This window comes from Pseudomonas mohnii (assembly GCF_900105115.1).
Lineage (GTDB): Bacteria > Pseudomonadota > Gammaproteobacteria > Pseudomonadales > Pseudomonadaceae > Aquipseudomonas > Aquipseudomonas mohnii.
This window is the reverse complement of record NZ_FNRV01000001.1, coordinates 3179296-3203466: the sequence shown is the minus strand read 5'-3', so window position 1 is coordinate 3203466 and position 24171 is coordinate 3179296. Positions and strand designations below refer to the sequence as shown.

Annotated in this window: 29 protein-coding genes; 10 read left to right on the top strand and 19 right to left on the bottom strand. The window is 58.6% G+C overall.

Going from position 1 to position 24171, the window contains the following annotated elements:
- Positions 1 to 30: 30 nt before the first annotated feature.
- The gene (locus BLV61_RS14800; RefSeq protein ID WP_047535880.1) at positions 31 to 318 is read right to left on the bottom strand and encodes a YheV family putative zinc ribbon protein; all 288 of its coding nucleotides are present in this window, start codon (positions 316 to 318) and stop codon (positions 31 to 33) included.
- The gene (gene prlC / locus BLV61_RS14795) at positions 315 to 2366 is read right to left on the bottom strand and encodes an oligopeptidase A (protein WP_090466069.1); all 2052 of its coding nucleotides are present in this window, start codon (positions 2364 to 2366) and stop codon (positions 315 to 317) included. The genes BLV61_RS14800 and prlC overlap by 4 nt, the downstream gene beginning before the upstream one ends.
- Before the next feature lie 88 nt (positions 2367 to 2454).
- Between prlC and BLV61_RS14790 the strand changes: the two genes are divergently transcribed.
- Positions 2455 to 3000: a gamma carbonic anhydrase family protein gene (locus tag BLV61_RS14790; protein ID WP_047535886.1), complete on the top strand. Its 546-nt coding sequence runs from the start codon at positions 2455 to 2457 to the stop codon at positions 2998 to 3000.
- 44 nt (positions 3001 to 3044) lie between these two features.
- Entirely contained in the window at positions 3045 to 3695 is a 651-nt protein-coding gene (locus BLV61_RS14785) for an HAD family hydrolase (protein ID WP_047535889.1), read from the top strand.
- A 39-nt stretch (positions 3696 to 3734) separates the two neighbouring features.
- Here BLV61_RS14785 and BLV61_RS14780 read toward each other — a convergent pair whose 3' ends face one another.
- A complete protein-coding gene (locus BLV61_RS14780; RefSeq protein WP_047535892.1) occupies positions 3735 to 4826 on the bottom strand; it encodes an aminopeptidase in 1092 nt (363 codons plus the stop codon).
- Positions 4827 to 4885: 59 nt separating this feature from the next.
- Here BLV61_RS14780 and BLV61_RS14775 point away from each other — a divergent pair, with 59 nt between their 5' ends.
- Both BLV61_RS14775 and BLV61_RS14770 read left to right on the top strand, forming a co-directional pair.
- Positions 4886 to 5308, top strand: a complete 423-nt coding sequence (locus BLV61_RS14775) for a PA0061/PA0062 family lipoprotein (RefSeq protein WP_047535895.1) — start codon at positions 4886 to 4888, stop codon at positions 5306 to 5308.
- A 40-nt stretch (positions 5309 to 5348) separates the two neighbouring features.
- Positions 5349 to 5768 (top strand): PA0061/PA0062 family lipoprotein, encoded by a 420-nt coding sequence (locus tag BLV61_RS14770; protein WP_090466066.1) that lies wholly within the window; start codon positions 5349 to 5351, stop codon positions 5766 to 5768.
- 6 nt (positions 5769 to 5774) lie between these two features.
- Here the strand turns inward: BLV61_RS14770 and BLV61_RS14765 are convergent, their stop codons facing one another.
- On the bottom strand, positions 5775 to 6008 hold the full coding sequence (locus BLV61_RS14765; RefSeq protein ID WP_047535900.1) for a DUF1161 domain-containing protein: 234 nt from the start codon (positions 6006 to 6008) through the stop codon (positions 5775 to 5777).
- Positions 6009 to 6163: 155 nt separating this feature from the next.
- Positions 6164 to 6595 (bottom strand): OsmC family protein, encoded by a 432-nt coding sequence (locus tag BLV61_RS14760; protein ID WP_047535904.1) that lies wholly within the window; start codon positions 6593 to 6595, stop codon positions 6164 to 6166.
- Positions 6596 to 6835: 240 nt separating this feature from the next.
- Here BLV61_RS14760 and BLV61_RS14755 point away from each other — a divergent pair, with 240 nt between their 5' ends.
- Positions 6836 to 7837, top strand: a complete 1002-nt coding sequence (locus BLV61_RS14755) for an LLM class flavin-dependent oxidoreductase (RefSeq protein WP_047535907.1) — start codon at positions 6836 to 6838, stop codon at positions 7835 to 7837.
- 62 nt (positions 7838 to 7899) lie between these two features.
- Here the strand turns inward: BLV61_RS14755 and BLV61_RS14750 are convergent, their stop codons facing one another.
- The gene (locus tag BLV61_RS14750; protein WP_047535910.1) at positions 7900 to 8121 is read right to left on the bottom strand and encodes a DUF1161 domain-containing protein; all 222 of its coding nucleotides are present in this window, start codon (positions 8119 to 8121) and stop codon (positions 7900 to 7902) included.
- 122 nt (positions 8122 to 8243) lie between these two features.
- Positions 8244 to 8459, bottom strand: a complete 216-nt coding sequence (locus BLV61_RS14745) for a dodecin (RefSeq protein WP_047535914.1) — start codon at positions 8457 to 8459, stop codon at positions 8244 to 8246.
- Between the two features lie 157 nt (positions 8460 to 8616).
- On the opposite strand from BLV61_RS14745, the gene BLV61_RS14740 reads away from it, so the two are divergent.
- A complete protein-coding gene (locus BLV61_RS14740; RefSeq protein ID WP_047535917.1) occupies positions 8617 to 8943 on the top strand; it encodes an ElaB/YgaM/YqjD family protein in 327 nt (108 codons plus the stop codon).
- Here the strand turns inward: BLV61_RS14740 and BLV61_RS14735 are convergent.
- Entirely contained in the window at positions 8940 to 9833 is an 894-nt protein-coding gene (locus tag BLV61_RS14735; protein ID WP_090466063.1) for a LysR family transcriptional regulator, read from the bottom strand. The two genes, BLV61_RS14740 and BLV61_RS14735, sit on opposite strands and share 4 nt — an antisense overlap.
- Before the next feature lie 121 nt (positions 9834 to 9954).
- Between BLV61_RS14735 and trpB the strand changes: the two genes are divergently transcribed.
- The 3 genes from trpB (at position 9955) to BLV61_RS14720 (ending at position 12543) form a co-directional block, all read left to right on the top strand.
- On the top strand, positions 9955 to 11175 hold the full coding sequence (trpB, locus tag BLV61_RS14730) for a tryptophan synthase subunit beta (RefSeq protein ID WP_090466060.1): 1221 nt from the start codon (positions 9955 to 9957) through the stop codon (positions 11173 to 11175).
- A complete protein-coding gene (gene trpA / locus BLV61_RS14725) occupies positions 11175 to 11987 on the top strand; it encodes a tryptophan synthase subunit alpha (protein ID WP_047535924.1) in 813 nt (270 codons plus the stop codon). Before trpB ends, trpA begins: the two co-directional genes overlap by 1 nt.
- Positions 11988 to 12108: 121 nt before the next feature.
- A complete protein-coding gene (locus BLV61_RS14720; RefSeq protein ID WP_047535926.1) occupies positions 12109 to 12543 on the top strand; it encodes an anti-virulence regulator CigR family protein in 435 nt (144 codons plus the stop codon).
- 136 nt (positions 12544 to 12679) lie between these two features.
- Here BLV61_RS14720 and BLV61_RS14715 read toward each other — a convergent pair whose 3' ends face one another.
- The 11 genes from BLV61_RS14715 to BLV61_RS14665 all read right to left on the bottom strand — a co-directional run bounded on the left by BLV61_RS14715 (position 12680) and on the right by BLV61_RS14665 (position 22829).
- The gene (locus tag BLV61_RS14715; RefSeq protein WP_090466057.1) at positions 12680 to 14641 is read right to left on the bottom strand and encodes a DUF7844 domain-containing protein; all 1962 of its coding nucleotides are present in this window, start codon (positions 14639 to 14641) and stop codon (positions 12680 to 12682) included.
- On the bottom strand, positions 14638 to 14958 hold the full coding sequence (locus BLV61_RS14710) for a DUF2388 domain-containing protein (RefSeq protein ID WP_090466054.1): 321 nt from the start codon (positions 14956 to 14958) through the stop codon (positions 14638 to 14640). Before BLV61_RS14710 ends, BLV61_RS14715 begins: the two co-directional genes overlap by 4 nt.
- 28 nt (positions 14959 to 14986) lie before the next feature.
- Positions 14987 to 15304 carry a DUF2388 domain-containing protein gene (locus BLV61_RS14705; RefSeq protein ID WP_090466051.1) on the bottom strand — a complete coding sequence of 106 codons (318 nt, stop codon included), beginning with the start codon at positions 15302 to 15304 and terminating at the stop codon, positions 14987 to 14989.
- 107 nt (positions 15305 to 15411) lie between these two features.
- Positions 15412 to 15732 carry a DUF2388 domain-containing protein gene (locus BLV61_RS14700; protein WP_090466048.1) on the bottom strand — a complete coding sequence of 107 codons (321 nt, stop codon included), beginning with the start codon at positions 15730 to 15732 and terminating at the stop codon, positions 15412 to 15414.
- A 145-nt stretch (positions 15733 to 15877) separates the two neighbouring features.
- Positions 15878 to 16087, bottom strand: a complete 210-nt coding sequence (locus BLV61_RS14695) for a DUF1127 domain-containing protein (RefSeq protein WP_090466046.1) — start codon at positions 16085 to 16087, stop codon at positions 15878 to 15880.
- A gap of 256 nt (positions 16088 to 16343) precedes the next feature.
- Positions 16344 to 16559 carry a DUF1127 domain-containing protein gene (locus BLV61_RS14690; protein WP_047535938.1) on the bottom strand — a complete coding sequence of 72 codons (216 nt, stop codon included), beginning with the start codon at positions 16557 to 16559 and terminating at the stop codon, positions 16344 to 16346.
- 319 nt (positions 16560 to 16878) lie between these two features.
- The gene (locus tag BLV61_RS14685) at positions 16879 to 18372 is read right to left on the bottom strand and encodes an acetyl-CoA hydrolase/transferase family protein (RefSeq protein WP_047535941.1); all 1494 of its coding nucleotides are present in this window, start codon (positions 18370 to 18372) and stop codon (positions 16879 to 16881) included.
- Positions 18373 to 18585: 213 nt separating this feature from the next.
- The gene (locus tag BLV61_RS14680; protein WP_047535943.1) at positions 18586 to 20034 is read right to left on the bottom strand and encodes an NAD(P)(+) transhydrogenase (Re/Si-specific) subunit beta; all 1449 of its coding nucleotides are present in this window, start codon (positions 20032 to 20034) and stop codon (positions 18586 to 18588) included.
- Positions 20034 to 20357, bottom strand: a complete 324-nt coding sequence (locus BLV61_RS14675; protein ID WP_003187010.1) for an NAD(P) transhydrogenase subunit alpha part 2 — start codon at positions 20355 to 20357, stop codon at positions 20034 to 20036. Before BLV61_RS14675 ends, BLV61_RS14680 begins: the two co-directional genes overlap by 1 nt.
- Positions 20358 to 20372: 15 nt before the next feature.
- Positions 20373 to 21494 carry a Re/Si-specific NAD(P)(+) transhydrogenase subunit alpha gene (locus tag BLV61_RS14670; RefSeq protein WP_047535946.1) on the bottom strand — a complete coding sequence of 374 codons (1122 nt, stop codon included), beginning with the start codon at positions 21492 to 21494 and terminating at the stop codon, positions 20373 to 20375.
- Between the two features lie 435 nt (positions 21495 to 21929).
- Positions 21930 to 22829, bottom strand: a complete 900-nt coding sequence (locus BLV61_RS14665; protein WP_047535949.1) for a LysR family transcriptional regulator — start codon at positions 22827 to 22829, stop codon at positions 21930 to 21932.
- 157 nt (positions 22830 to 22986) lie between these two features.
- Here BLV61_RS14665 and BLV61_RS14660 point away from each other — a divergent pair, with 157 nt between their 5' ends.
- On the top strand, positions 22987 to 24168 hold the full coding sequence (locus BLV61_RS14660) for an acyl-CoA dehydrogenase (protein ID WP_047535952.1): 1182 nt from the start codon (positions 22987 to 22989) through the stop codon (positions 24166 to 24168).
- The last annotated feature ends 3 nt before the right edge of the window (positions 24169 to 24171 follow it).

Genomic DNA, 24171 nt, shown 5'->3' with positions numbered 1-24171 from the left:
CATTGCGCAGTGGAAGGCGGTTCATGTCACTCAGTGTTGCTCGTCTGACTTTTTCTTCAGCTTCGGGTTCGGGAAGAACTGCACTGCCTGAACCTTGGCATCCGGTGCTTTCAAGGCGGGGGTGTTGACCCGGGTACCCAGCTCCTTGGGTACTGACAAGCCCTGTTCGTTCAGCGTGTCGGAGTAACCGCAGGCCACGCATTCGCGGTGCGGCACGCCATCCTCGCTCCACATCATCAATTTGTCCGGCTCGCTGCAAGCCGGGCAAACTGCACCGGCGATAAAGCGTCGTTTTGTTACCACTGGACCCTCACTCATGCTGCTGCGTCCTCACTCAGGCCGCTGTGACGCAAGAGTGCGTCAATCGATGGCTCACGACCACGGAAATCGATGAACAACACCATCGGCTCCTGGGAGCCGCCACGCGCCAGAATGGCCTCGCGGAACGCGCGACCGGTGTCGGCGTTGAGCACGCCATCTTCTTCAAATTTCGAGAAGGCGTCGGCCGAGAGCACTTCAGCCCATTTGTAGCTGTAGTACCCCGCTGCATAACCCCCGGCAAAGATGTGCGCAAAGCTGTTGGGAAAGCGGTTGTAGGCGGGTGGACGCATGACTGACACCTCGTCGCGCACGCCTTCGAGCACTTGCAGCACGCCACGACCGTCGCCATGGGTGGCGTGCAGTTCGAAGTCGAACAGCGAGAACTCCAGTTGACGCACCATCATCAGGCCGGACTGGAAGTTTTTCGCCGCGAGCATTTTGCCCAACAGGTCCTGAGGCAGTGGCTCACCGGTTTCATAGTGGCCGGAAATCAGCGCCAGGCCTTCAGGTTCCCAGCACCAGTTTTCCATGAACTGACTTGGCAACTCGACCGCATCCCACGCCACGCCATTGATGCCGGACACGCCAGCGTGCTCGACCCGGGTCAGCAGGTGATGCAGGCCATGACCGAATTCGTGGAACAGGGTGGTCACTTCATCGTGGGTCAGCAGGGCAGGTTTGCCGCTGTCGGCCGGGGTGAAGTTGCACACCAGATTGGCCACCGGGCTTTGCAGAACGCCGCCAGCGGTACGACGACGGTCGCGCGCACCATCCATCCAGGCGCCGCCGCGCTTGTTGGCTCGGGCATAGAGGTCGAAGAAGAAGCGGCCGACGTGCTGACCGTTTTCCTTGATCTCGAACAGGCGCACGTCCGGGTGCCAGGTGTCGAAGCCTTTGAGTTCGGCGATTTCGATGCCGTACAGGCGTTGCACGATAGCGAACAGCCCGCTCAGCACTTTATCGATCGGGAAGTAGGCACGCAGGGCTTCCTGGGCCACGCTGTAGCGCTGTTCGCGGAGTTTTTCGCCGTAGAAACCGCTGTCCCAGCTTTGCAGGTCCGGGCAGCCTTGTTCCGCCGCGTAAGCCTTGAGCTGCTCCAGGTCCTGGACGGCAAAAGGTTTGCTGCGCTTGGCCAGATCACGCAGGAAGCTCAGGACCTGACCGCTGGATTCGGCCATTTTGGTGGCCAGGCTCAACTCGGAGTAACTGGTGAAGCCCAGCAGTTTTGCCAGTTCCTGACGCAGATCGAGGATTTGTTCCATCACCGGGCCGTTATCGTTCTGACCGGCATTCGGGCCTTGGTCCGACGCACGGGTGCAGTACGCGGCGTAGACTTCTTCGCGCAATTTCCGGTCTTGGGCGTAGGTCATTACCGCGTAGTAGCTTGGGAACTCCAGGGTGATCAGCCAGCCGTCCAGGTCTTTGGCCTGGGCAGCGGCAGCCATTTGCGCCTTGGCCGAATCGGTCAGGCCGGCGAGGGCGGCTTCATCGGTGATGTGCTTGGTCCAGGCCTGAGTGGCGTCGAGCAACTGGTTGGAGAAGCGGCTGCCCAGTTCGGACAGCTTGCTCTGCACTTCGGCATAACGCTTTTGCTCGGCTTCCGGCAGGTCGATACCCGACAGGCGGAAATCGCGCAGGGAGTGTTCCAGAATGGTTTTCTGCGCCACGTCGAAACCGGCGGCTTCCGGGCTGTTCGCCAGGGCTTCGAAGGCCTGGAACAGTTCGCGATTCTGACCCAATTCGGTGGCGTAGGCGCTCAGGGCCAGCAGGCAGGACTCGTAGGCCTCGCGCAGTTCGGCGCTGTTGCACACGGCATTGAGGTGGCTGACCGGGCTCCAGGCAGCGCCGAGGCGGTCGTTGAGCTCGTCCATCGCCAGTACCAGCCCAGCCCAGGTCGGCTGTTTGCCCTGGGTTTTGAGGATCTCGATAATGGCGGCACGGTTGTCAGCCAGGATCTGTTCAATGGCCGGTTGCACGTGTTCGGCACGGATCGTGGAGAACGGCGGCAGGTCGTAGGGCTGCAAGAGAGGGTTGTTCACGCTCACGGTTGATACCTTGGCTGGAGAAACATGCAGCCATCTTAATTACAATCGACACTCACCGCAGCTATCAGCGACAGAGAGAGAACCTATCGTGTCCCTTCGCAAGTATCAGAACCACACGCCGCTGCTTGGCAAAGGCGCTTTTGTCGACCGTTCGGCGGTGGTGATTGGCGACGTCGAAATCGGTGAAGACAGCTCCGTCTGGCCATTGACGGTGATCCGTGGCGACATGCACCGCATCCGCATCGGTGCGCGCACCAGCGTGCAGGACGGCTGCGTACTGCACATCACCCATGCCGGGCCGTTCAACCCCGAGGGCTTCCCATTGCTGATCGGTGATGACGTGACTATCGCCCACAAGGTCATGCTGCACGGCTGCACCGTGGGCAGCCGGGTGTTGATCGGCATGGGCAGTATTGTCATGGACGGTGCGGTGGTCGCCGACGATGTGATCATCGGCGCCGGCAGCCTGGTGCCACCGGGCAAACGCCTGGAAAGCGGTTTCCTTTATGTGGGCAGCCCGGTGAAGCAAGTCCGGCCGCTGACTGACAAGGAGCAAGCCTTTTTCACCTACAGCGCGGCGAACTACGTGAAGCTCAAGGATCTGCATCTGGCCGAAGGCTACGACCAGCGCTGAGCCCCGGATAACGGACAGCCTCCCACGATTGCCCAGGAATTTTCATGCATTACCAGACCGTTTTGTTCGACCTCGATGGCACCTTGACCGACCCCCGTGAGGGCATCACCCGTTCAATTCAGTTTGCCCTGGGCAAACTGGGCATCGATGAGCCCGACCTGAGCAAACTCGAACACTTCATCGGCCCGCCGTTGTTACAAGCGTTCATGCAGTTCTACGACTTCGACGAGGCCAAGGCCTGGGAAGCGGTCAATTTTTACCGGGAGCGCTTCAAAGTGACCGGGCTCTACGAGAATCGGGTCTTCGACGGTGTCACCCCGCTACTGGAAACCCTCGGCGGACAAGGGCGACAGCTTTACATTGCGACGTCCAAACCCTGGGTGTTCGCCCGGGAAATCGCCCGGCATTTCGATTTCGCCAGGCACTTCAAGGTGATTTACGGCAGCGAACTGGATGGCACCCGTACCAACAAAGTCGAGTTGATCGCTCACTTGATCGCCGAAGAAGGCCTGGACCCGGCCAATACCCTGATGATCGGCGACCGCAAGCACGATTTGATCGGTGCGCGGAGCAATGGGATGGATGCGGCGGCTGTCGGTTATGGCTTTGGCAGTCGGGAAGAACTGAGCGCCGAGGCGCCGACCTATCATTTTGAAACCCTGGATGACATGCATCAGGCGTTTTTGCGGCGTTAGGCAAACGGCCTTCGCGGGCCTGCCTGCGAAGAGGCCTGTTCAGCCATCGGTACTCTTGGGTTCCGCCATTGCCTTGAGCACCGCCTTGCGCTGCTCAACCGGCAAAGCCCCAAGCTTCTCGACCTGCGCATAAAACCTCACCCAATCGCCTCCCTGTTGCTTGAACAGCGCCGCAAACGCCGGCACCCACTGGTCGTACAGGCCAAACGGCAGCAACCGTGCGTTGTTCAACGGTGCGTTGATCCAGGCGTCATAACGTTTGTCTCCAGCCCATTGGTCATCGCGCAACTGACGGTATTCGGCGCGTAACTGCTCGAACGCTGCGACTTTACGCTGGCGCATTTGCTCGGGCGGCAGCGGCAGGGCGTAGAGCGCTTCCAGTTGTGTCCGGGTGTTCAGAACCAATTGAATGAACTGGTCCCGATGTCGTGCCTGTTTATTATCGTCCGGTGGAAGGCTACGGAATGCGCGCCATTGGCGGGTGCCTTCCTGTTCGACGAAGGTGGCGAATGACTCGTTGAACTCTGTGTCGTCTTTCACATACACACGTTGATGCGCCAGTTCGTGAAAGATCAGCGTGGCCAGGCGCTCATCGCCCCAGCCCATCATCGAATTCATGATCGGATCGTTGAACCAGCCCAGGGTCGAGTAGGCCTCGACACCGCCGATCGACACGTCCATGCCTTGCAGACGTTGCAGCGCCGCCTCGCCCCGGGCAGCACTCTGGCTGTAGTAACCGCGGTAGGCCACGCAACCGGCAATGGGGAAGCAATGGTTCTGAGGCTTCAGGGAAAATTCCGGCGTGACGAATACATTCCAGACCACATAGGGCCGACCGATGTCGGCATACAAACGGTAGCTCTGGTTATCCGGCAGATGCAGCTGCTGGCTGGCAAATGTGCGGGCTTTCTGTGATTGGATCAGGTGCGCGCGCAGTTTTTGATCGCGATCGGGATCGGCAATCACACTGGAAACCGGCTCCCGTGCCCGCAGCAACTGCAGTTGACCGCTGGCCAGCTGGCTGTAGTAGCTGACGCTGGCACAACCGTTGAGCAACAAAAACAACATGCCCGGAAACAAAACGCGCAAAACGCGATCAAGTAACCCAAGGCTTGGACGCGGCCTGATCAAAATAAAAAATCCCTGGAAAGTCTGCTCGCAAGACTATCCCGCTTGACTGGAGCTCCGCTATGCGCAAGTTGATGCTGACGGGAGGCCTGCTGATGCTGGCCGGATGTGCTGGATTCGGAATACCACGCCAGGATCCGTCACAGGCGTGGATCGATCTGGATTCGCAGCAGGAAGATACGGCGTTGCAAGCGTTGGCAGTGGATAAACAGGCGGCCAACGATAAACGCTATTTCGAGGTGCAACCCGGCAGTCATGAGCTGAAGGTTCGCTACCAGTTCCCGGTTCAACCCAGCAATATCGGCCCCAACGCGGAGACACTGTGGCGTGATTGCCAGATAAACGTGAAATTCGATGACTTCAATGCGGGTGAGCGTTATCAGCTGCAAGCGGGGAATATTGGTTTCAGGCCGTGGGCCAGGCTTTACGATCAACAGCGAAAAGTGATCGGCAAGGGCACACCGGCGGGCTGCCAGCGCACCTGATCGGCGCTATGCTGAATACCTGATATTCGGGACATTCATCATGCGCAGGTTGATGCTGTTACTCGCTGCAAGTGTGGTCGCCGGTTGTTCGAGCCCTATGCCGGCGGTCAACCCGCAGATGGCGTGGGTCGATTTCTCTACGCCATTCCCCAATGACAAATTGCTGATGGCCGAACGGCTGGACAACGTGCGATCACGCGACGGGCGTTTTTTCCAGGTGACGCCCGGTAGTCACGAGCTGACTGTGCGCTTTGATTTCGAGGTGCCCGGCGGGAGCTCTGACTTGTTCGACGGAGGTACGGAACGGCTGTGCTACATGATCATCAAGTACGATCATTTCGAGGCCGGTCAACGTTATCTGCTGGAAGCCCGGTCCATGGCGTTTACTCCCGAGGCACGGTTGTTCAACGCCAAGCGTGAAATTGTCGCCGAAGCCAGGCAGATCAATTGCATACCGTGAGGCCGATCAGCGATCGTTCTTCTGGTAGATGATTTTCTTGGTGCCGTATTCGCACGAGCCAACGACCATATTCTGATCGTGCACTTCTTCGTTTTTGACGATCTCCAGTGTGTAGGACGTAACCCCTCGGGCCTGGATCTTGGCTTCGATTTCGGCCTTGAGTTCTTCACAGGGTTTCGGTGCCGCCATGACCGAAGTGGCCAGTGCGCAACAGATAACCGCCAAGGTAAAACGTTTCATGGTTGAAGCTCCCTTGAGGCAGCGCGGATGATCATGCGATTCGGCTGCTGTCATTTATTCGACCACAGTTTTATTTGGCAAATCTCTGGCCACGCAAAAAAAGATCGCCGCTTCGGCAGGTTCTTTGAGCTGCCGAAGCGGCGATGTTTAATGCGCTAGCTGACCAGAGTCGCATCCAGACTGATCTTGGCATTCAACAGTTTGGACACCGGGCAACCTTCTTTGGCCTTGTTGCTCAACTCCTCGAACTGAGCCTGGCTAGCTCCGGGGATTTTCGCCTTGAGGATCAGTTTCACCGCCGTGATCGCAAAGCCGCCGTCCACTTGGTCCAGGGTCACTTCGGCGCTGGTATCGATGCTGTCGGCTTTGAGACCGGCGTCACCGAGAATCATGGAAAACGCCATGGAGAAACAACCGGCGTGGGCCGCGCCAATCAGTTCCTCGGGGTTGGTGCCCTTGCCGCCTTCGAAACGTGCCTTGAAGCCGTAGGGCGCTTCCCTGAGAACGCCGGTTTCCGTGGATATCGAACCGATGCCGGTTTTCAGGTCACCTTCCCAATGAGCCGATGCTTTTTTGATGATAGCCATGCTTGTCTCCTCAAGAGCCGGCGCGGAGCGTCGCGCCTACGTGATTTGCCTCGCTAGGGTTCTGAGGATAGACCGTGGTGCAAAGTTCACCTGATCTGATCACGCCGCCTATTCGGCAGTAATTTTCGCTGTGCTATTGAAACTCGGGTATATGCCCTCAATTCATTAAACACGCTGTTGGATTCGGCAGGTTTTCGTTCGCAAGAAAAAACCTGCGCCCTCAATTGGAGAAGCAGGTTTATGAAACGACTGTCCGATATCAAGTTTTCGACCCTCGATCTGGTGCCTGTACGTGAGAACGGCAGTGCAGCCCAGTCGTTGCGCAACTCGCTGGACTTGGCGCAGCACGTCGAAAAGTTCGGCTATAACCGCTTCTGGGTCGCTGAACACCACAACATGGATGGCATCGCCAGTTCTGCCACCTCGGTATTGCTCGGTTATCTGGCCGGCGGTACTTCGACCATTCGCGTCGGTTCGGGCGGAGTGATGTTGCCCAACCATGCACCGCTGGTGATCGCCGAGCAGTTCGGCACCCTTGAAAGCCTGTATCCCGGCCGGATCGACCTGGGCCTGGGGCGTGCTCCCGGTTCCGATCAGATGACTGCTCGCGCGTTGCGCCGTGAACGCTCCGGCAGCGCCGATGACTTCCCCGAAGACGTCGCCGAGCTGATGCGTTACCTCGGGCCGCGCACTCCGGATCAGCGAGTCATCGCAATGCCGGGCACCGGCACCCAGGTGCCGGTCTGGCTGCTGGGCTCCAGCCTGTTCAGTGCGCAACTGGCCGGTGAGCGTGGTTTGCCCTATGCGTTCGCCTCACATTTCGCACCGCGTTACATGCATGAGGCGATTCGCGTCTATCGCAACCATTTCAAACCTTCAGCGGTGCTGGACAAACCCTACGTGATGCTCGGTGTGCCACTGGTGGCGGCCGATACGGATGAGCAGGCCGATTATCTGGCTACTTCGGTGTTCCAGCGCATTCTTGCCCTGATGCGTGGCCAGAGCCTGGTACAGCGCCCACCGGTGAAAACCATGGACGGTCTGTGGCTGCCCCATGAGAAAGAAGCCGTCAGTGATTTCCTGGGCCTGGCGATGATCGGCAGCCCGCAGAAGATCCGCGCCAGGCTGGAGGTGCTGATCGAGCAGACTCAAGCCGATGAGCTGATTTTTACCTGCGACCTGTATGAACATTCCGATCGGATCCATTCATATGAACTGCTGGCGCAGGTTATGAAGGGCTGAGGTTCAAGCCGCGGCTACAATAAAGCCGACGCCATGGCGTCGGCTTTTTAATGGGTAATCGCCTATTTCTTGTAGACAATGACCTTGGCGCCGCCTTCACATTTACCGACGATTTTCCCGCCGGCAGCAGCGCCTTTATCGACGATCTCCAGCGAGTATCCGGAAATGCCCTTGGCATCGAGTTTTGCGGCGATTTCGGCTTTGAGCTCTTCACACGATTTGCTGGCTGCCAATGCGCTGCCTGCAAGGCTCAATAAACCTACCGCCAAAATAAACTTCTTCATTGGTCGCATTCCCAGGTCGGATCAAAGGAGCGTCCAGCCAGCCGCCGGACGCAGTGATGTAGCGTTTTGCTACTTCATGTGGCACTCGGCCAGCGCACGAGTTCAGAAGCCAGGATAAAAACTCAGCTACTGGCGATCCGGAACCCGACTTTGAGTGTCACCTGGAAATGCGCAGCCTTGCCGTCCTTGATGTGCCCACGGGTTTCCGTCACTTCAAACCATTCCATGTACTTGAGACTTTTACTGGCCTCGGTCAATGCGTTGTTGATCGCATCTTCGATACTGCTGGTGGACGAGCCTACCAGTTCGACTTTTTTATAGGTGTGATGGTCAGTCATGGCGTTCTCCTTAGGGTGTGAAATACAGCCTAGCAGTGATTTTCTGTCTTACTTTTGTCGCTCGGTTTGACAGAGAGGTTCACATTTACTGCACTTTCTCGAGCCTCTGGAGTCCCAACCAACACACGCCACTCATCAACAATGCAGGAGAGCCACCATGGCCAACAGCTCGTTACGTAAAGCCTCATTGCAAAGCATGGAAGCGGAAATCGAGAGTCTGCTCAAATCCCTGGAAAACCTGAAGGACGATGCCTCGGACGAGTCGCGTAAAACCCTCAAGGTGCTCAAAGGCAACGCCGAGAACGCATTGAGGCATTCGCGCCATCTACTGGCCGATGCCTATGAAGAGGTCAAGGTCAAAACCCGGGAAACGGGGATCGCTACCCGGGACTACGCCCAGGAACACCCTTGGACTACAGCTGGTGTCGCCGTGGGGGCGCTGGGTCTGTTGGCGGCCTATCTGTTGTGCAAACGCGGTGACTAATTTGTCTGGCGCAGCTCGTTTTTGAGCCATTGCGCCAGTTGCCGGGCGCGCCCGTCCGCAGCGCGCTTGGGCAGCCACAATGCCAGTTGTGCCGGGGTTTCGCTGAAACCCCAGGGTGCGACCAAGCGACCAGCCTTCAAGTCCTCGGCGACCAATGGCTGCGGGGCAATCGCCACGCCCAATCCGGCCACGGCTGCTTCCAGCAAGTAATACAAATGCTCGAATCCCTGCCCGTATTTCAACGCCTTCACGTCGAGGCCGCTTTGCTCTGCCCAGCTGGGCCAGGCTTGTGGGCGCGAGGTGGTGTGCAGCACGGATTCCTGCAGCAACGCTGTGGCCGGTGCATCTTTCAGCCGTTCATAGCCGACGAATCGCGGGCTCAAGACCGGCCCTATCCGCTCGCTGGCCAGTTCGAACACCTGCATGTCCGCCGGCCATGGCGGTTCGGCAAATACCAGTAAGGCATCCAGGCCCGGGCGACGGGGATCAAGATCGCCTTCCCCGGCAGACAAATGCAGGCGCAGGTCCGGCAGATCAGCATTCAACCGCCCCAGTCGCGGAATGAACCAGCGCGCCAGCAGGCTTCCCGAGCAGCCAAGGACGAACGGTGCATCGGCAGTGCTCTGCGTGAGTTCGGCGCACACCGTACGCAGGCGCTCAAAGGCCTCAGTACTGGCGTCGCGTAAACGTATTCCGGCATCTGTGAGTTTCAGGCCACGTCCGTCCTTGATGAACAGGCTCACGCCAAGGTGTTCTTCGAGCAGCTTCAGTTGTCGGCTGACCGCGCCGTGTGTGACGTGCAGCTGTTCGGCCGCCTGACTCACGCTGTTCAAGCGAGCAGTGGCTTCAAAGGCGCGCAGGGCGTTGAGCGGTGGGAGGTCGTGGCTCATGATCTGTGAGTTTTCCTGACAGGTTGTGGCGATCTTATCGGTTTTCAGTCCGGGGCGTCAGGGGTAGAGTGAATTCACTCTCTCTTTACACGTCACTTCACGCATTCAACTGGAGCGCCAAATGACTCAGACAAATCTGCGCAACGGCCCTGACGCCAACGGCCTGTTCGGTACGTTTGGCGGCCGTTACGTCGCCGAAACCCTGATGCCGTTGATCCTCGATCTGGCCCGCGAGTACGAAGTTGCCAAGGAAGATCCTGCATTCAAAGAAGAATTGGCCTACTTCCAGCGTGACTATGTCGGACGTCCAAGTCCGCTCTATTACGCTGAGCGTCTGACAGATTTCTGCGGCGGCGCGAAGATCTATCTCAAACGTGAAGAGCTGAACCACACTGGCGCTCACAAGATCAACAACTGCATCGGCCAGATCCTGTTGGCTCGACGCATGGGTAAAAAACGCATCATCGCCGAAACCGGCGCCGGCATGCACGGCGTGGCGACCGCCACCGTGGCTGCGCGTTTTGGTCTGGATTGCGTGATCTACATGGGCACCACTGACATCGAACGTCAGCAAGCCAACGTGTTCCGCATGAAGCTGTTGGGCGCCGAAGTCATCCCGGTGGTATCCGGCACCGGTACATTGAAAGACGCCATGAACGAAGCCCTGCGTGACTGGGTGACCAACGTCGACAATACCTTCTACCTGATCGGCACCGTGGCCGGTCCGCATCCTTATCCCGCGATGGTTCGCGACTTCCAGTCCGTGATCGGCAAGGAAACCCGTGAGCAGATGCAGGCCCATGAAGGCCGTCTGCCGGACAGTCTGGTGGCGTGCATCGGCGGTGGTTCCAACGCCATGGGCCTGTTCCATCCGTTCCTCGACGACAAGAGCATCGAGATCATCGGTGTCGAAGCGGCCGGTTATGGCATCGAAACCGGCAAGCATGCGGCCAGCCTGAACGGCGGCGTACCGGGCGTGCTGCACGGCAACCGCACCTTCCTGCTGCAGGACGACGATGGCCAGATCATCGACGCTCACTCGATCTCCGCTGGCCTGGACTACCCGGGTATTGGCCCGGAACACGCCTGGTTGCATGACATCGGTCGCGTTCAGTACACCTCGGTGACCGACGACGAAGCCCTCGCGGCGTTCCACCAATGCTGCCGCCTGGAAGGGATTATTCCTGCCCTGGAAAGCGCCCATGCCCTGGCTGAAGTGTTCAAGCGCGCGCCGAGCCTGCCGAAAGATCACCTGATGGTGGTCAACCTGTCGGGCCGTGGCGACAAAGACATGCAAACCGTTATGCACCACATGGAACAATCGAAGCAGGAGAAACACTGATGAGCCGCCTGCAAACGCGCTTTGCCGAACTCAAGGAACAGAACCGCGCCGCCCTGGTGACCTTCGTGACCGCAGGCGACCCGAGCTACGACACCTCCCTGGCGATCCTCAAGGGCCTGCCGGCGGCTGGCGCCGATGTGATCGAATTGGGCATGCCCTTCACCGATCCGATGGCCGACGGCCCGGCGATCCAGCTGGCCAACATCCGTGCGTTGGCTGCCAAGCAAAACCTGGCGAAAACCCTGGAAATGGTTCGTGAGTTCCGCAAGGACAATAACGAAACGCCGCTGGTGTTGATGGGCTACTTCAACCCTATCCACAAGTACGGCGTGCCGCGTTTCATTGCGGAAGCGAAAGAGGCCGGCGTCGATGGTCTGATCGTGGTCGACATTCCGCCCGAGCATAACGGCGAATTGTGCGACCCGGCGCAGGCCGCGGGCATTGACTTCATCCGTCTGACCACGCCGACCACTGACGATGTGCGTCTGCCAACCGTGCTCAATGGCAGCTCCGGCTTTGTGTATTACGTGTCGGTGGCCGGTGTGACCGGTGCCGGCGCGGCGACTCTGGAGCACGTCGAAGCAGCGGTCGCGCGTCTGCGTCGTCATACCGATCTGCCGATCAGCATCGGTTTCGGCATCCGCACCCCGGAACAGGCAGCGAATATCGCGCGTCTGGCTGACGGTGTGGTGGTGGGGTCGGCGTTGATCGATCACATCGCCAATGCCACGACGCCGGAGCAGGCGGTGGATGGCGTGCTGAGCCTTTGTTCGGCGCTGGCCGAAGGTGTGCGTAAAGCGCGCGTCAGCTGAGGGTAAAGTTCCTGATACAGAGGAATTAGCGCCCTCCGGCACAGACTAATGAGCAAGACCCAGGGCTTCAGAACCTCGTTCTGAAGCCCTTTTTGTTGCGTGTGTCGTGAGGAAAAACCTGATGAAAATGTCGAAGCGTCTGATTGCCAGCCTGGGCGTTCTGATGCTCAGTGCCACTCCGTTGTTGCCGGCCATGGCAGATCAACACGACGATCGCGGTCATTACGATAACCGTGGTGACTATCATGGCGATGATCATCGCGACCATGACAACCCTCGTGGCGGTCCACCACCACGGGACTTCGGACCGGTGCGCCAGACAATTCACGACAATCACGGTTACTTCGTACGGGGTGCACCGCCGCCACCGGGTGTCATTGTGGTGCGTGGGCGGCCGCTGCCCCGAGGTTATTACGGCGAGCGCCTGGATAATCGGGCGTTGAACCACTTGCCGTATTACCCCGGTTACGAATGGCGCCGGGCGGGTGCGGATGTTGTGCTGATCGCTGTAGGAACGGGGATTGTCTATGAGGTATTGCAGGGGGTTCTGTACTGACAGGTTTGTAGGCTGATGGGCGAACGTCCTGACCCTTGTTAGAGCGAGCTTGCTCGCGATGGCGGCAGGCCAGCCAGTCTCTATGCTGGATGTGCCGGCCTCACCGCGAGCAACCTCGCTCCTACAGGTTCTGGTCTTAAGGTAACTCCAGGCCGCCCGCTGCCTTGTGCAACTTGCGCAGGTGCTCTCCGATTTGTTTCACGTTGGCTTCATTGGCCGCCATTTCGGCTGCACGGCTCGGTTCAAGCAGCGCTCTGACTTCCTTATCCAGATCGCCGGACAGTGCCAGCAGTTGTTTCTGTCGCTGGCTGCTTTCCGATTCCAGATGTTGCGATTCACTGGGCTGTGGCAAGCCATATCCGCCGGTGCCGAGCAATTCTGCCGGTCGGCTTAGAAAGCCGCTGTTATCGAGAATCTGCCTCAGTGTCTCGTTCGCCTTGTCCATTCCACCGTTTTTCAATTCTCTGGCGCCCAGATAGCGCTGTTTGACCTCGTCCTGGGCCAACAGCAACTGGCGGCGAAAGCTGGCTTGTTCCAGCAGGAGCAACGCGGCGCTCGTACGCAAATCAGCCTGTTCGAACCATTTGCGGCGCTCTTCGGCTTTCAAGTCCAGCCAGTCCTCTACGGTTTCCTGCTTGACCGGCAAGTGTTTTTTCAACACTTCGAACATGGCTTGATAACGATCGCGGAAAGAGTCAAAGCGATAGCCCAGGCGCAGGGCTTCACGAGGGTCGTCGAGTACGCTGGTATCCGCCAGTCCGCGACCTTTGAGCACTTCCAGCAGACCGTTTGGCATGATGTTGTCCAGAGCGACCAACTTGGGATTGTTGGTGCCGCCACGCAGTAACTTCAACTCCTCCACCGCGCAGTTGTTTGACAGGAAGAAGTAGTTGCCGTCGTAGCTCCAGTGCATTTCGGCGGCGCGTTCCACGACATCTTCAATCTCGCGGCGCGACAGGTTCAGGGGTACCGAGGCCAGGCTGCGCAATTCAGTCTTGGTGTATTCGTCGATCACTTGGGCCAACGGCAGAACAAACAGGCGCGACGGGTATTTACCGACCAAGCCATCCCAACTCGACAGCTGAACATCGCCGACGAAGGCGCGGTAGGACAGTACCAGATGCTGGTCCAGGTCCAGTCGACAATCCGGCCCACGCGGTCGGCCTGGTGCACAGATCACCAGCCGCAACATGCTATGACCCCAGCGGCTGACCCAGTTCTGGTTGGCCTCCGCCAGCAGATAGTCGACAGCGTAAACCCGCTCCGGATCGACCTGCCCCAGGGGAGTTTTGGCGAAATCGTTACCGGCATTCAGGAAGGCGAAGGTTTTGCCGCAAGCACCCTTGGCATTGGGTGCCCAGCCGAAGTGCTCCTTGTAGTAGCGGTACAGCGCTGGGCGGCGACAGGCATAGCTCGGGTCAAGGAGGAAATACTCCATGTTGACCGCGACGAACTCCTTGGGGCTGCTGGTCTCGTAAATATCCGGACTGCGAGCGATCTGACGGTTGTGCTGTTCGCGTTCGCCACGACGGCCGACGTATTGCTGCCATCCGGCGAGGTCGAGCAGGCGTGGGTCATCGCTGAGGGTAAAGCGGCGATCGGACTGACCGCGGCATTCGTCCGGGATACCGATCAGCCCCGAGCTGTTTTGGCGCCGGGTGCAGCGCTGAATCAGTTGGCGCTCCGACTTCGACCACAGGCGTGAACGGTCATAGATGTGAGTCAGTTCGTGCAGCACCGTCGCCAGCATCTCGCGGCGCACGGTGCCATGGGGGCGATAGGTCTTTTTGCTTGCGGCGCTGCCGTCGGTGAGGCTGGCCAGCAAGTTGCGATTCAGGTCGAGTTCCGACACCAGCGACGCCTGGCCGTAGGCGTTGCTGGGCATGTCGTCGGTCCAGCCGACGTCGATGCGCCGGTCGAGTTGCTCGATGAAGCGCGGCGGCAGAGCCTGCATGGCTTCATCGAGCAAGGCTTGGCTGGCTTGCTGTTGGGCGGGACTCAGACCGTCGCTCTTGAGATGTAATTCAAGGCCGGCATGGGCTGTGTTGCCGAACAGCAACAACGCCCCGGCCCACAGCCAGGCAGCTGGAAACCTCACAGCGCGAGAATGGCTTCGGCGAGAACCTGATCACTGGCGTCACGGACCTCCGGTACGCGGGTGCGCAACATTCCCAGGGCTGCTTCCAGGTGTGCACCACGAATGTCGCCGTTGCTGGCAACGAAACTCGCGGCATCGTCCTGGGCATCGCGGACGATTTTCGAATCCCGGATGGAGGTGGTGGTATCGGATGTGAAATCAAGTGTGCGCTGGGTGGCACGAATCAGCATGTTACTGGTGGCAACCAGGGTATGGGCCTGGGCCACGTCGGCGAGCAGCAGCAGGCCAAGGGTGGCGGCAATCAGCGGGTTACGCATGGAACGACTCCGGAGAAACTTGGGATAGCTATTGGACGAGAATTGCTTGTGCCAGTTCAAGGTCGCTGGCTTGAAGTTTTGGCTGGGTCCGGCGCAGGTAATTCAGGGCCGATTCCAGCTGTGCGCCTCTCAGTTGGCCGTCACTGGCGATGAATGCTGCAGCGTCATCCCGGGCGGCGAGCAGCAGTTTATGGTCGAAGGGCGCCGAGGTCACCATGCTTGTGGCGTAACCGCTGGCGACAGTGCCTTGTGTAGAGAGGTTGAAGGCATCGAAAGCGTGGGCCGAACCCGAGTGGATGGCCGCGAAAAACACCGTAGAGATCAACAGATTTGAATGAAAGCGCATGAGACTCGACAGTTGAAGGTGAGTCCCAAGGCTAGCGCAAGCACCGGTCTAGAGCCAGCATCGCAACATGGGGACACGACTGGCGTGTCCCGCTCCAGGCCAGCCGCTTAGATGGTCAGAATCGCTTGCGCCAGTTGCGCGTCGGTTGCATTCAGTTGTGGCGCCTGATTACGAATGTAGTCGAGTGCACTTTCCAGTTTTACGCCGCGGATCGCGCCTTCAGTGGCAACAAAGCTCGCCGCGTCGTCACGGGCAGCGAGGACGATCTTGTTATCCTTGAACGACGACGAGACGACATCGGTGGTCGCATCGGATGTGGCCTTGAGCGCGTTGACGACCGCATCGGTGGTCACGATGAAGCTGCTGGCGTGGGAATTGGCAGCCACGGCAAGCAGGGCTGCAGCGCTGAGCAGACGAAGACGGGACATGGTGTAACTCCTTTGGGTAAATCGATTGAAAGAGGGCGCGGTGCCTGAATAGTCAGACGCCAGGCATTCGGCGTTCGCCACGTTCTGGTTTGATATTAGGCCTGCGCGTGGCAATTAGCACAGTGTTGTCTGTTCGAGTGGAGCATTAGCGCCAGAACGGTTTGTCCAGTTCGCTGACACGATCGGCATGGCTGATGCCCATGTCCGAGAGTTGCCGATCATCGAGTTGGCCGAGTATTCGCCGGGTTCTTGCCCTTTCAAGGCTGTTGCAGAGCCCTCTCAAGAGTCTGCGAAACCAGTGTGAACGTGGGTTTGATTGAAGCGTGGAAGCAGGCGCATCTACCAAGTGATTCATGGCGCAGTCCCTTGTGCTGAATAGAGGCCCTATCGTGATACCGAGGCTATTTCCATGACAGACACAATGCGCCTAAATTGTACTGGTTCAGTTCTGGTTTTTACTTAACTGTACCTGTCTGGCGCTACCTCTACTGTGTGGCCATATTTAGTGAACCTAAACGACAAAACCCGTCGTGGTTTCCCACGACGGGTTTTGTTTTTTCAATTCGGGTTGCTGGCGGTGGACCCTACAGGTCAGAGCCAGCGACGCTAACTTAGCGCCAGAACGGCTTGCTCAGCTCTTCGTAGCGTTGTGCTTCGCTGATCCCGGCATCGGCCAGCAGACGCGAATCCAGACGAGCCAGTTGATGGCGGCTGGAGATGCGGCGCTGCCACAGCATCAGGTTGGCGATAACGCGCAGAGGCATGGAAGCCTGGGTTTTTGCAGCAGTGTTTTCGAGAAACATATCGGAACTGATTGTACGTTCCATGGTGGTCATCCTTCCGCTTGTGGCGGCATTAGGTAGTGGTTTAACTGGTGCCCATGATCCTCTCGTTTGCCTAGTCTCTGTAGATACAGTTCACCTGTATTGTGAGGGCTCAGTTAACTGTTTAAGGGGGGTGTACTGGTCGAAATTGAGGCAACTGTACTTGTCTGCACCATTATGGCGCGATTTTGCGGATTTTGAGCGGGGGTGTAGGCCGATTCGGTAGGAAATGACCGGTACAGCAGTACAGTTTTTGAAGGGATAGTGCTTGAAGGTAGCCCGCTGACGAAACTGTGTTTGCGTCAGCGGCTATCTGTACCCGTTACGCCAGGAGCATTTTCCCGGTTTCTTCCAGGTTGATGTGCCAGCTCAGGGCATCACGCAGGATGTGTGGCGTATGGCCGCCAAGGGCGCAAGCGGCCGAGAAGTAGTTATTGAGCGCTTCGCGATAGTCCGGATGCACACAGTTATCGATGATCACGCGAGCTCGCTCCCGAGGCGCCAGGCCGCGCAAGTCCGCCAGGCCGACTTCGGTGACGAGAATGTCGACGTCATGCTCGGTGTGGTCAACGTGGCTGACCATCGGCACCACGCTGGAAATGGCTCCGCCCTTGGCAATCGACTTGGTCACGAAGATGGCAAGATGCGCGTTGCGCGCGAAATCGCCCGAGCCGCCAATGCCGTTCATCATCCGCGTGCCGCAGACGTGGGTGGAGTTGACGTTGCCGTAGATGTCGAATTCGAGCGCGGTGTTGATACCGATGATGCCGAGTCGACGCACCACTTCCGGGTGGTTGGAGATCTCCTGGGGGCGCAGCACCAGTTTGTCCTTGTAGCGTTCCAGATTGCCGAACACATCGGCGTTGCGACGGCTCGACAAGGTGATCGAGCTGCCCGAAGCAAAGCTCAGTTTGCCGGCATCGATCAGGTCGAACGTCGAATCCTGCAGCACTTCGGAGTACATCGTCAGGTCTTCGAAGGGCGAGTCGATCAGGCCACACATCACCGAGTTGGCGATGGTGCCGATGCCGGCCTGCAGCGGGCCGAGCTTGTTGGTCATGCGCCCGGCGTCGACTTCCTGCTTGAAGAAGCTGATCAGGTGGTCGGCGATGGCCTGGGTTTCAGCGTCCGGCGCCAGCACGGTGGATGGCGAGTCGGGTTGGTTGGTGATCACGATCGCGACGATTTTTTCCGGCGGGATCGGGATGGCGGTGCTGCCAATGCGATCGTCGACCTTGACCAGCGGAATCGGCGTGCGGGTCGGACGATAAGTCGGGATATAAATGTCGTGCAGGCCTTCGAGATTCGAGTTGTGCGCCATGTTGATCTCGACGATCACGTGTTTGGCGAAAATCGCGAAGCTGGCCGAGTTGCCCACCGAGGTGGTCGGCACGATATGCCCTTGTTCAGTGATCGCCACCGCCTCGATCACGGCGATGTCCGGCAGCTTCAGTTGCTGGTTGCGCAGCTGTTCGACGGTTTCCGAGAGGTGTTGGTCAATGAACATCACTTCGCCGGCGTTGATCGCCTTGCGCAGGGTGCTGTCCACCTGAAACGGCATGCGCCGCGCCAGTACGCCGGCTTCGGTGAGCTGTTTGTCGAGGTCGTTGCCCAGGCTGGCGCCGGTCATCAGGCTGATCTTCAGCGGCGTGACCTTGGCCCGTTCGGCCAATGCGTGGGGTACGGCTTTGGCTTCGCCGGCGCGGGTGAAGCCACTCATGCCGACGGTCATGCCGTCCTGAATCAGAGCGGCGGCGTCGGCGGCGCTCATCACTTTATCCAACAACGAAGGCAGGCGAATACGGTCACGGTACATGGATTGTTATCTCGGGAAACGGGTAGCAGGATGTGCAGTCTAGTGAATTTTGAAGGTTCACGTCCCGCTACCAAGGTCGCAAAAGGGCCGTCCATTCCTGATGTTTTAAACAAAACACTGTTACTGAATCGGTAACAAAGCGGCGGTTTGTCCGACGGTCTTCACCAATAAAAACGCCCCGACAAGTCGGGGCGTTTGCGGTGCCAGCGAGAATTACTCGACAGCCTTCACCATGTCCTCGATGACCTTCTTGGCGTCGCCGAACACCATCATGGTCTTGTCCAGGTAGAACAGTTCGTTGTCCAGGCCGGCATAGCCGCTGGCCATCGAGCGTTTGTTGACGATGATGGTCTTGGCCTTGAACGCTTCGAGGATCGGCATGCCGGCAATCGGCGATTTCGGATCGTTCTTCGCGGCCGGGTTGACCACGTCGTTGGCGCCCAACACCAGGACCACGTCGGCCTGACCGAACTCGGAGTTGATGTCTTCCATCTCGAACACCTGGTCGTAAGGCACCTCGGCCTCGGCCAGCAATACGTTCATATGGCCAGGCATCCGCCCTGCCACCGGGTGGATCGCGTACTTCACGGTCACGCCACGGTGGGTCAGCTTCTCGGTCAGTTCCTTCAGCGCATGCTGGGCGCGGGCCACCGCCAGGCCGTAGCCCGGAACGATGATCACGGTGTCGGCGTTGGTCAGCAGGAAGGTCGCGTCGTCAGCCGAGCCGGATTTCACCGGACGGGCTTCCTGGGCGCCTGCCGGGCCTGCGTCGGCTGTGTTGCCGAAACCGCCGAGCAACACATTAAAGAAGGAGCGGTTCATCGCCTTGCACATGATGTACGAGAGGATCGCACCGGACGAGCCCACCAGGGAGCCGGCAATGATCAGCATCGAGTTGTTCAGCGAGAAGCCGATACCCGCCGCCGCCCAGCCGGAGTAGCTGTTGAGCATCGACACCACCACCGGCATGTCGGCGCCACCGATCGGGATGATGATCAGCACGCCCATGACGAACGCCAGGGCCAGCATCAAGGCGAAGGCGCTGAGGTTGCCGGTCAGCATGAAGGTCACGCCCAGCGCCAGTGTGGCCAGGCCCAACAGCAGGTTCAGTTTGTGCTGGCCGGCGAACTGTACCGGTGCGCCCTGGAACAGGCGGAACTTGTACTTGCCGGACAGTTTGCCGAACGCGATCACCGAACCGGAGAACGTGATGGCACCGATGGCCGCGCCGAGGAACAGTTCCAGACGGTTACCCGCCGGAATCGAATCACCCAGGTGCTTGACGATGCCCAGGGACTGCGGCTCGACGACGGCGGCAATGGCGATGAACACCGCGGCCAGACCGATCATGCTGTGCATGAACGCGACCAGTTCCGGCATCTTGGTCATTTCAACGCGCTTGGCCATGATCGAACCGGCCGTGCCGCCGATCAGCAGGCCGACAATCACGTAACCAATGCCGGCTGTCGCCCCGCCTTGTCCAAAAGAGAGCGCGCCCAGCTTATAGATGAGGCCGACGGTGGTGAGGATCGCCAGCGCCATGCCGAGCATGCCGAACAGGTTGCCGCGACGCGACGTGGTGGGGTGCGACAGGCCTTTGAGGGCCTGGATGAAGCAGATCGACGCGATCAGGTAGAGCGTCGTTACGAGGTTCATGCTCATTACTTCGGCGCCTCTTCTTTTACGGCTTTCGGGGCTTTTTTCTTGAACATCTCAAGCATGCGGCGGGTGACCAGGAAGCCACCGAACACGTTGACCGCCGCCAGCGCGACCGCGAGGGTGCCCATGGTCTTGCCCAGTGGCGTCACGGTCAAAGCCGCTGCCAGCATGGCGCCGACGATCACGATCGCCGAAATGGCGTTGGTCACGGCCATCAAAGGCGTGTGCAGCGCAGGTGTAACGTTCCAGACCACGTGATAACCGACATAAATCGCCAGCACGAAGATGATCAGGTTGTAGATACCGGGGGAGATAAGCTCTTCCATCGTCTGAATCCCTGCTTAGGCGTTTTTGCGGATGACTTGGCCGTCGCGGCACATCAGGCACGCGGCGACGATGTCGTCTTCGAGGTTGATCTCGAACTGGCCTTCCTTGGTGAAGACCAGTTTCAGGAAGTCCAGCAAGTTGCGGGCATACAGCGCTGAAGCATCTGCCGCGACCGCACCGGCGAGGTTGGTCGGACCGACAATGGTCACGCCATTTTCGACGACCACCTGATCGGCCACGGTCAGCGGGCAGTTGCCGCCCTGCGCGGCGGCAAGGTCGATGACCACCGAGCCCGGTTTCATCTGTGCCACGGTTTCGGCGCTCAACAGCGTCGGCGCCTTGCGGCCCGGAATCAGCGCGGTGGTGATGACAATGTCAGCTTGTTTGGCGCGCTCGTGCACGGCCACCGCCTGGCGCTGCATCCAGCTGCCCGGCATGGGCCGCGCGTAACCGCCGACACCGACGGCGCATTCACGCTCTTCGTCGGTCTCGTAGGGCACGTCGACGAACTTGGCGCCGAGGGATTCGATCTGCTCTTTTACCGCGGGGCGCACGTCAGACGCTTCGATCACGGCACCCAGACGTTTCGCCGTGGCGATCGCCTGCAGCCCGGCCACGCCGGCGCCGAGAATCAGCACGCGCGCCGCTTTCACGGTACCTGCAGCCGTCATCAGCATCGGCATGAAGCGCGGATAGTAATGAGCGGCCAGCAGCACGGCTTTATAGCCGGCAATGTTGGCTTGCGAGGACAGCACATCCAGGCTTTGGGCGCGGGAGGTACGCGGTGCGGCCTCCAGCGCGAACGCGGTCATGCCGCACTCGGCCATTTTGGCGATGGTTTCATTGCTGAACGGGTTGAGCATGCCCACCACAACGGTGCCGCGCTTGATCAGCGCCAGCTCGCTGTCGCTGGGCGCGACCACCTTAAGAATCAGCTCCGCACCAAACGCATCGTTGGCGCTGCCAATGATCGCGCCTGCCGCTTCATAAGCACTGTCGACAACACTGGCGTTAATGCCGGCGCCGCTTTGTACAGTGACCTTATGACCCTGGCCGATCAGCTTCTTGATGGTTTCCGGGGTTGCAGCAACCCGTGTTTCACCCGTCTGGGTTTCGAGAGGAACACCAATGTGCACGTCAAATCTCCTGCGTGATCTTATTGAGTAAACCCATGCACTACGGATGGTGCGACTGGGGCGGCTGATCAGCACGATCCCGCCAAATCAGGGCGGGGCGCGGCATTTTGCAGGCGAACTTTGTGCCCTTCAAGGGATTATGACGGGTGACGGAAAATTAACTACAAGTCACCCCGTGACCGAATGTCGCAACTAATCGGCTCAATCCCTTATAACCCGTGCCTTGCAAGGAGTTTGGCGGATTTTCAGCAATTTATGCATCGGCCATATGAATGATGCGGCATTGCTTTCAGATAGAAGCTCAAAGCCACGTCTTCAGGCGCTTGTAGGACGTCTGTACTACCTTTGTCTACAGTCTGCGAAAATGCGACAAATACTTATATCTGTAGGGTTTTCATTTTGCTGACTACGGGGTCAGCAAATGCCTATGAGCCTTCATTTCTCTAGGCTGTAGCTGTGTGCTTGATTCACCAACCAATCTCGAAAAGCCCGTAATGACGCAGATTCGACCTTTCGTTCAGGAATCATCAGGTAATAAGCCTTGATGCTCGAGAGGGCTTGAGGGTTGGCGATCACCAGGCGTTTCTCGGTCAGTTCGCGCTGAATCAGGAATGGCGGAATCAGGGCAATTCCCATGTCGTGCATGGCTGCCTGAGCCAGCATGGAGAATAGCTCGTAGCGTGGCCCTGTCATGTCGCGAGGGACATTCAGGTGCTGGGAGTCGAACCACTGCCGCCAGGCATAGGGGCGAGTGGTCTGCTGCAGGAGGGGCAGTTCCGCGATTTCATCGGCTGTCAGAACGGTCTTGTTTCCCAGTAGGGCGGGGCTACATACCGGGAGCGGATGCTCGCCCATCAGGCGGTGGGATTCTGTACCCGACCAGTCCGCGTCACCAAAGTAAATCGCGGCATCAAAGTCGGTGTCGGCAAACAGGAAGGGGCGTGTGCGGTTAGTCAGGTTGACCGTCACTTCCGGGTGCTTTTTCTGGAAGTCCTTCAATCGAGGTAGCAGCCATTGGGTGCCGAAGGTCGGCACCACGGCCAACTCGATCACGTTGGCACCCTGCTGTCCCATCACGGACAAGGTGTCGCGCTCCACCGCGTCCAGTTGAGTGGCGACTCGGCGGCTGTAAGAAAGTCCGGCTTCGGTCAGTTTGACTCCGCGTCGCGAGCGTCGGAACAGCTCTACGCCGAGGAAGTCTTCGAGGCTGGCAATCTGGCGGCAAATGGCGCCCTGTGTCAGCGAAAGCTCCTGTGCTGCCTTGGTAAAGCTCTCGTTGCGCGCTGCCGCTTCGAAACTGATCAGGGCGGTTGTACTGGGTATTTTTCTGCGCATGTACGCCAACCTCACTAATTCATTGCATTAAATGGGTTTCGCGACGTTTCGGAGTGAGAAATTAGCACAACAGTATGCAAAATCCTCGTTTGTCGGGAGGTCGAACCCGGCCTAGCATCAGTCCACGTTATTAGACCTGTTTCGAGAGGACATACTCATGGCCGGTAAAGCTAGCTTCAACTGGATCGATCCCTTGCTGCTGGATCAACAGCTCACTGAAGAAGAGCGCATGATCCGCGACACCGCTGCGCAGTTCGCTCAGCAGAGCCTCGCGCCGCGCGTTCTCGAAGCTTTCCGTCATGAAAAGACCGATCCGGCGATCTTCCGCGAGATGGGTGAAGTGGGCCTGCTGGGCGCGACCATCCCTGAACAGTACGGTGGCAGCGGCCTCAACTATGTCAGCTATGGCCTGATTGCCCGTGAAGTCGAGCGTGTCGACTCCGGCTATCGTTCGATGATGAGTGTGCAGTCCTCTCTGGTGATGGTGCCAATCAATGAATTTGGTACTGAAGCGCAGAAGCAGAAGTACTTGCCGAAACTGGCCTCGGGTGAATGGATCGGCTGCTTTGGTCTGACCGAACCCAACCATGGTTCCGACCCAGGCGCGATGATTACTCGTGCGCGCAAAGTGGAAGGTGGCTACAGCCTGACCGGTAACAAAATGTGGATTACCAACAGCCCAATCGCTGACGTGTTTGTCGTTTGGGGCAAAGACGATGCGGGTGATATCCGCGGTTTCGTTCTGGAGAAAGGCTGGAAAGGCCTGAGCGCTCCGGCCATTCACGGCAAGGTCGGCCTGCGTGCGTCGATCACCGGTGAAATCGTCATGGACAACGTATTTGTTCCGGAAGAGAACATCTTCCCCGATATCCGTGGCCTTAAGGGTCCTTTTACTTGCCTCAACTCGGCTCGTTACGGGATTGCCTGGGGTGCACTGGGTGCTGCCGAGTTCTGCTGGCACACCGCTCGCCAATACACACTGGATCGTCAGCAGTTCGGTCGCCCATTGGCCGCCACTCAACTGATTCAGAAGAAGCTGGCTGACATGCAGACCGAAATCACCATGGCGCTGCAAGGCTGCCTGCGTCTGGGTCGCATGAAAGACGAAGGCACTGCGGCGGTCGAAATCACTTCGATGATGAAGCGCAACTCCTGCGGCAAGTCTTTGGACATCGCTCGCATGGCTCGCGATATGCTCGGCGGCAATGGCATCTCCGATGAGTTTGGCGTCGCTCGCCATCTGGTCAATCTGGAAGTGGTGAATACCTATGAAGGTACGCATGACGTCCACGCGCTGATCCTTGGTCGTGCGCAAACCGGCATCCAGGCGTTCTATTAATAG

Excerpts from the sequence above, each read along its gene's own strand:
- BLV61_RS14800 (WP_047535880.1), bottom strand. The coding sequence starts at position 318 with ATGAGTGAGGGTCCAGTGGTAACAAAACGACGCTTTATCGCCGGTGCA.
- BLV61_RS14785 (WP_047535889.1), top strand. The coding sequence starts at position 3,045 with ATGCATTACCAGACCGTTTTGTTCGACCTCGATGGCACCTTGACCGAC.
- BLV61_RS14775 (WP_047535895.1), top strand. The coding sequence starts at position 4,886 with ATGCGCAAGTTGATGCTGACGGGAGGCCTGCTGATGCTGGCCGGATGT.
- BLV61_RS14770 (WP_090466066.1), top strand. The coding sequence starts at position 5,349 with ATGCGCAGGTTGATGCTGTTACTCGCTGCAAGTGTGGTCGCCGGTTGT.
- BLV61_RS14765 (WP_047535900.1), bottom strand. The coding sequence starts at position 6,008 with ATGAAACGTTTTACCTTGGCGGTTATCTGTTGCGCACTGGCCACTTCG.
- BLV61_RS14760 (WP_047535904.1), bottom strand. The coding sequence starts at position 6,595 with ATGGCTATCATCAAAAAAGCATCGGCTCATTGGGAAGGTGACCTGAAA.
- BLV61_RS14755 (WP_047535907.1), top strand. The coding sequence starts at position 6,836 with ATGAAACGACTGTCCGATATCAAGTTTTCGACCCTCGATCTGGTGCCT.
- BLV61_RS14750 (WP_047535910.1), bottom strand. The coding sequence starts at position 8,121 with ATGAAGAAGTTTATTTTGGCGGTAGGTTTATTGAGCCTTGCAGGCAGC.
- BLV61_RS14745 (WP_047535914.1), bottom strand. The coding sequence starts at position 8,459 with ATGACTGACCATCACACCTATAAAAAAGTCGAACTGGTAGGCTCGTCC.
- BLV61_RS14740 (WP_047535917.1), top strand. The coding sequence starts at position 8,617 with ATGGCCAACAGCTCGTTACGTAAAGCCTCATTGCAAAGCATGGAAGCG.
- BLV61_RS14735 (WP_090466063.1), bottom strand. The coding sequence starts at position 9,833 with ATGAGCCACGACCTCCCACCGCTCAACGCCCTGCGCGCCTTTGAAGCC.
- trpB (WP_090466060.1), top strand. The coding sequence starts at position 9,955 with ATGACTCAGACAAATCTGCGCAACGGCCCTGACGCCAACGGCCTGTTC.
- trpA (WP_047535924.1), top strand. The coding sequence starts at position 11,175 with ATGAGCCGCCTGCAAACGCGCTTTGCCGAACTCAAGGAACAGAACCGC.
- BLV61_RS14720 (WP_047535926.1), top strand. The coding sequence starts at position 12,109 with ATGAAAATGTCGAAGCGTCTGATTGCCAGCCTGGGCGTTCTGATGCTC.
- BLV61_RS14710 (WP_090466054.1), bottom strand. The coding sequence starts at position 14,958 with ATGCGTAACCCGCTGATTGCCGCCACCCTTGGCCTGCTGCTGCTCGCC.
- BLV61_RS14705 (WP_090466051.1), bottom strand. The coding sequence starts at position 15,304 with ATGCGCTTTCATTCAAATCTGTTGATCTCTACGGTGTTTTTCGCGGCC.
- BLV61_RS14700 (WP_090466048.1), bottom strand. The coding sequence starts at position 15,732 with ATGTCCCGTCTTCGTCTGCTCAGCGCTGCAGCCCTGCTTGCCGTGGCT.
- BLV61_RS14695 (WP_090466046.1), bottom strand. The coding sequence starts at position 16,087 with ATGAATCACTTGGTAGATGCGCCTGCTTCCACGCTTCAATCAAACCCA.
- BLV61_RS14690 (WP_047535938.1), bottom strand. The coding sequence starts at position 16,559 with ATGGAACGTACAATCAGTTCCGATATGTTTCTCGAAAACACTGCTGCA.
- BLV61_RS14685 (WP_047535941.1), bottom strand. The coding sequence starts at position 18,372 with ATGTACCGTGACCGTATTCGCCTGCCTTCGTTGTTGGATAAAGTGATG.
- BLV61_RS14680 (WP_047535943.1), bottom strand. The coding sequence starts at position 20,034 with ATGAGCATGAACCTCGTAACGACGCTCTACCTGATCGCGTCGATCTGC.
- BLV61_RS14675 (WP_003187010.1), bottom strand. The coding sequence starts at position 20,357 with ATGGAAGAGCTTATCTCCCCCGGTATCTACAACCTGATCATCTTCGTG.
- BLV61_RS14665 (WP_047535949.1), bottom strand. The coding sequence starts at position 22,829 with ATGCGCAGAAAAATACCCAGTACAACCGCCCTGATCAGTTTCGAAGCG.
- BLV61_RS14660 (WP_047535952.1), top strand. The coding sequence starts at position 22,987 with ATGGCCGGTAAAGCTAGCTTCAACTGGATCGATCCCTTGCTGCTGGAT.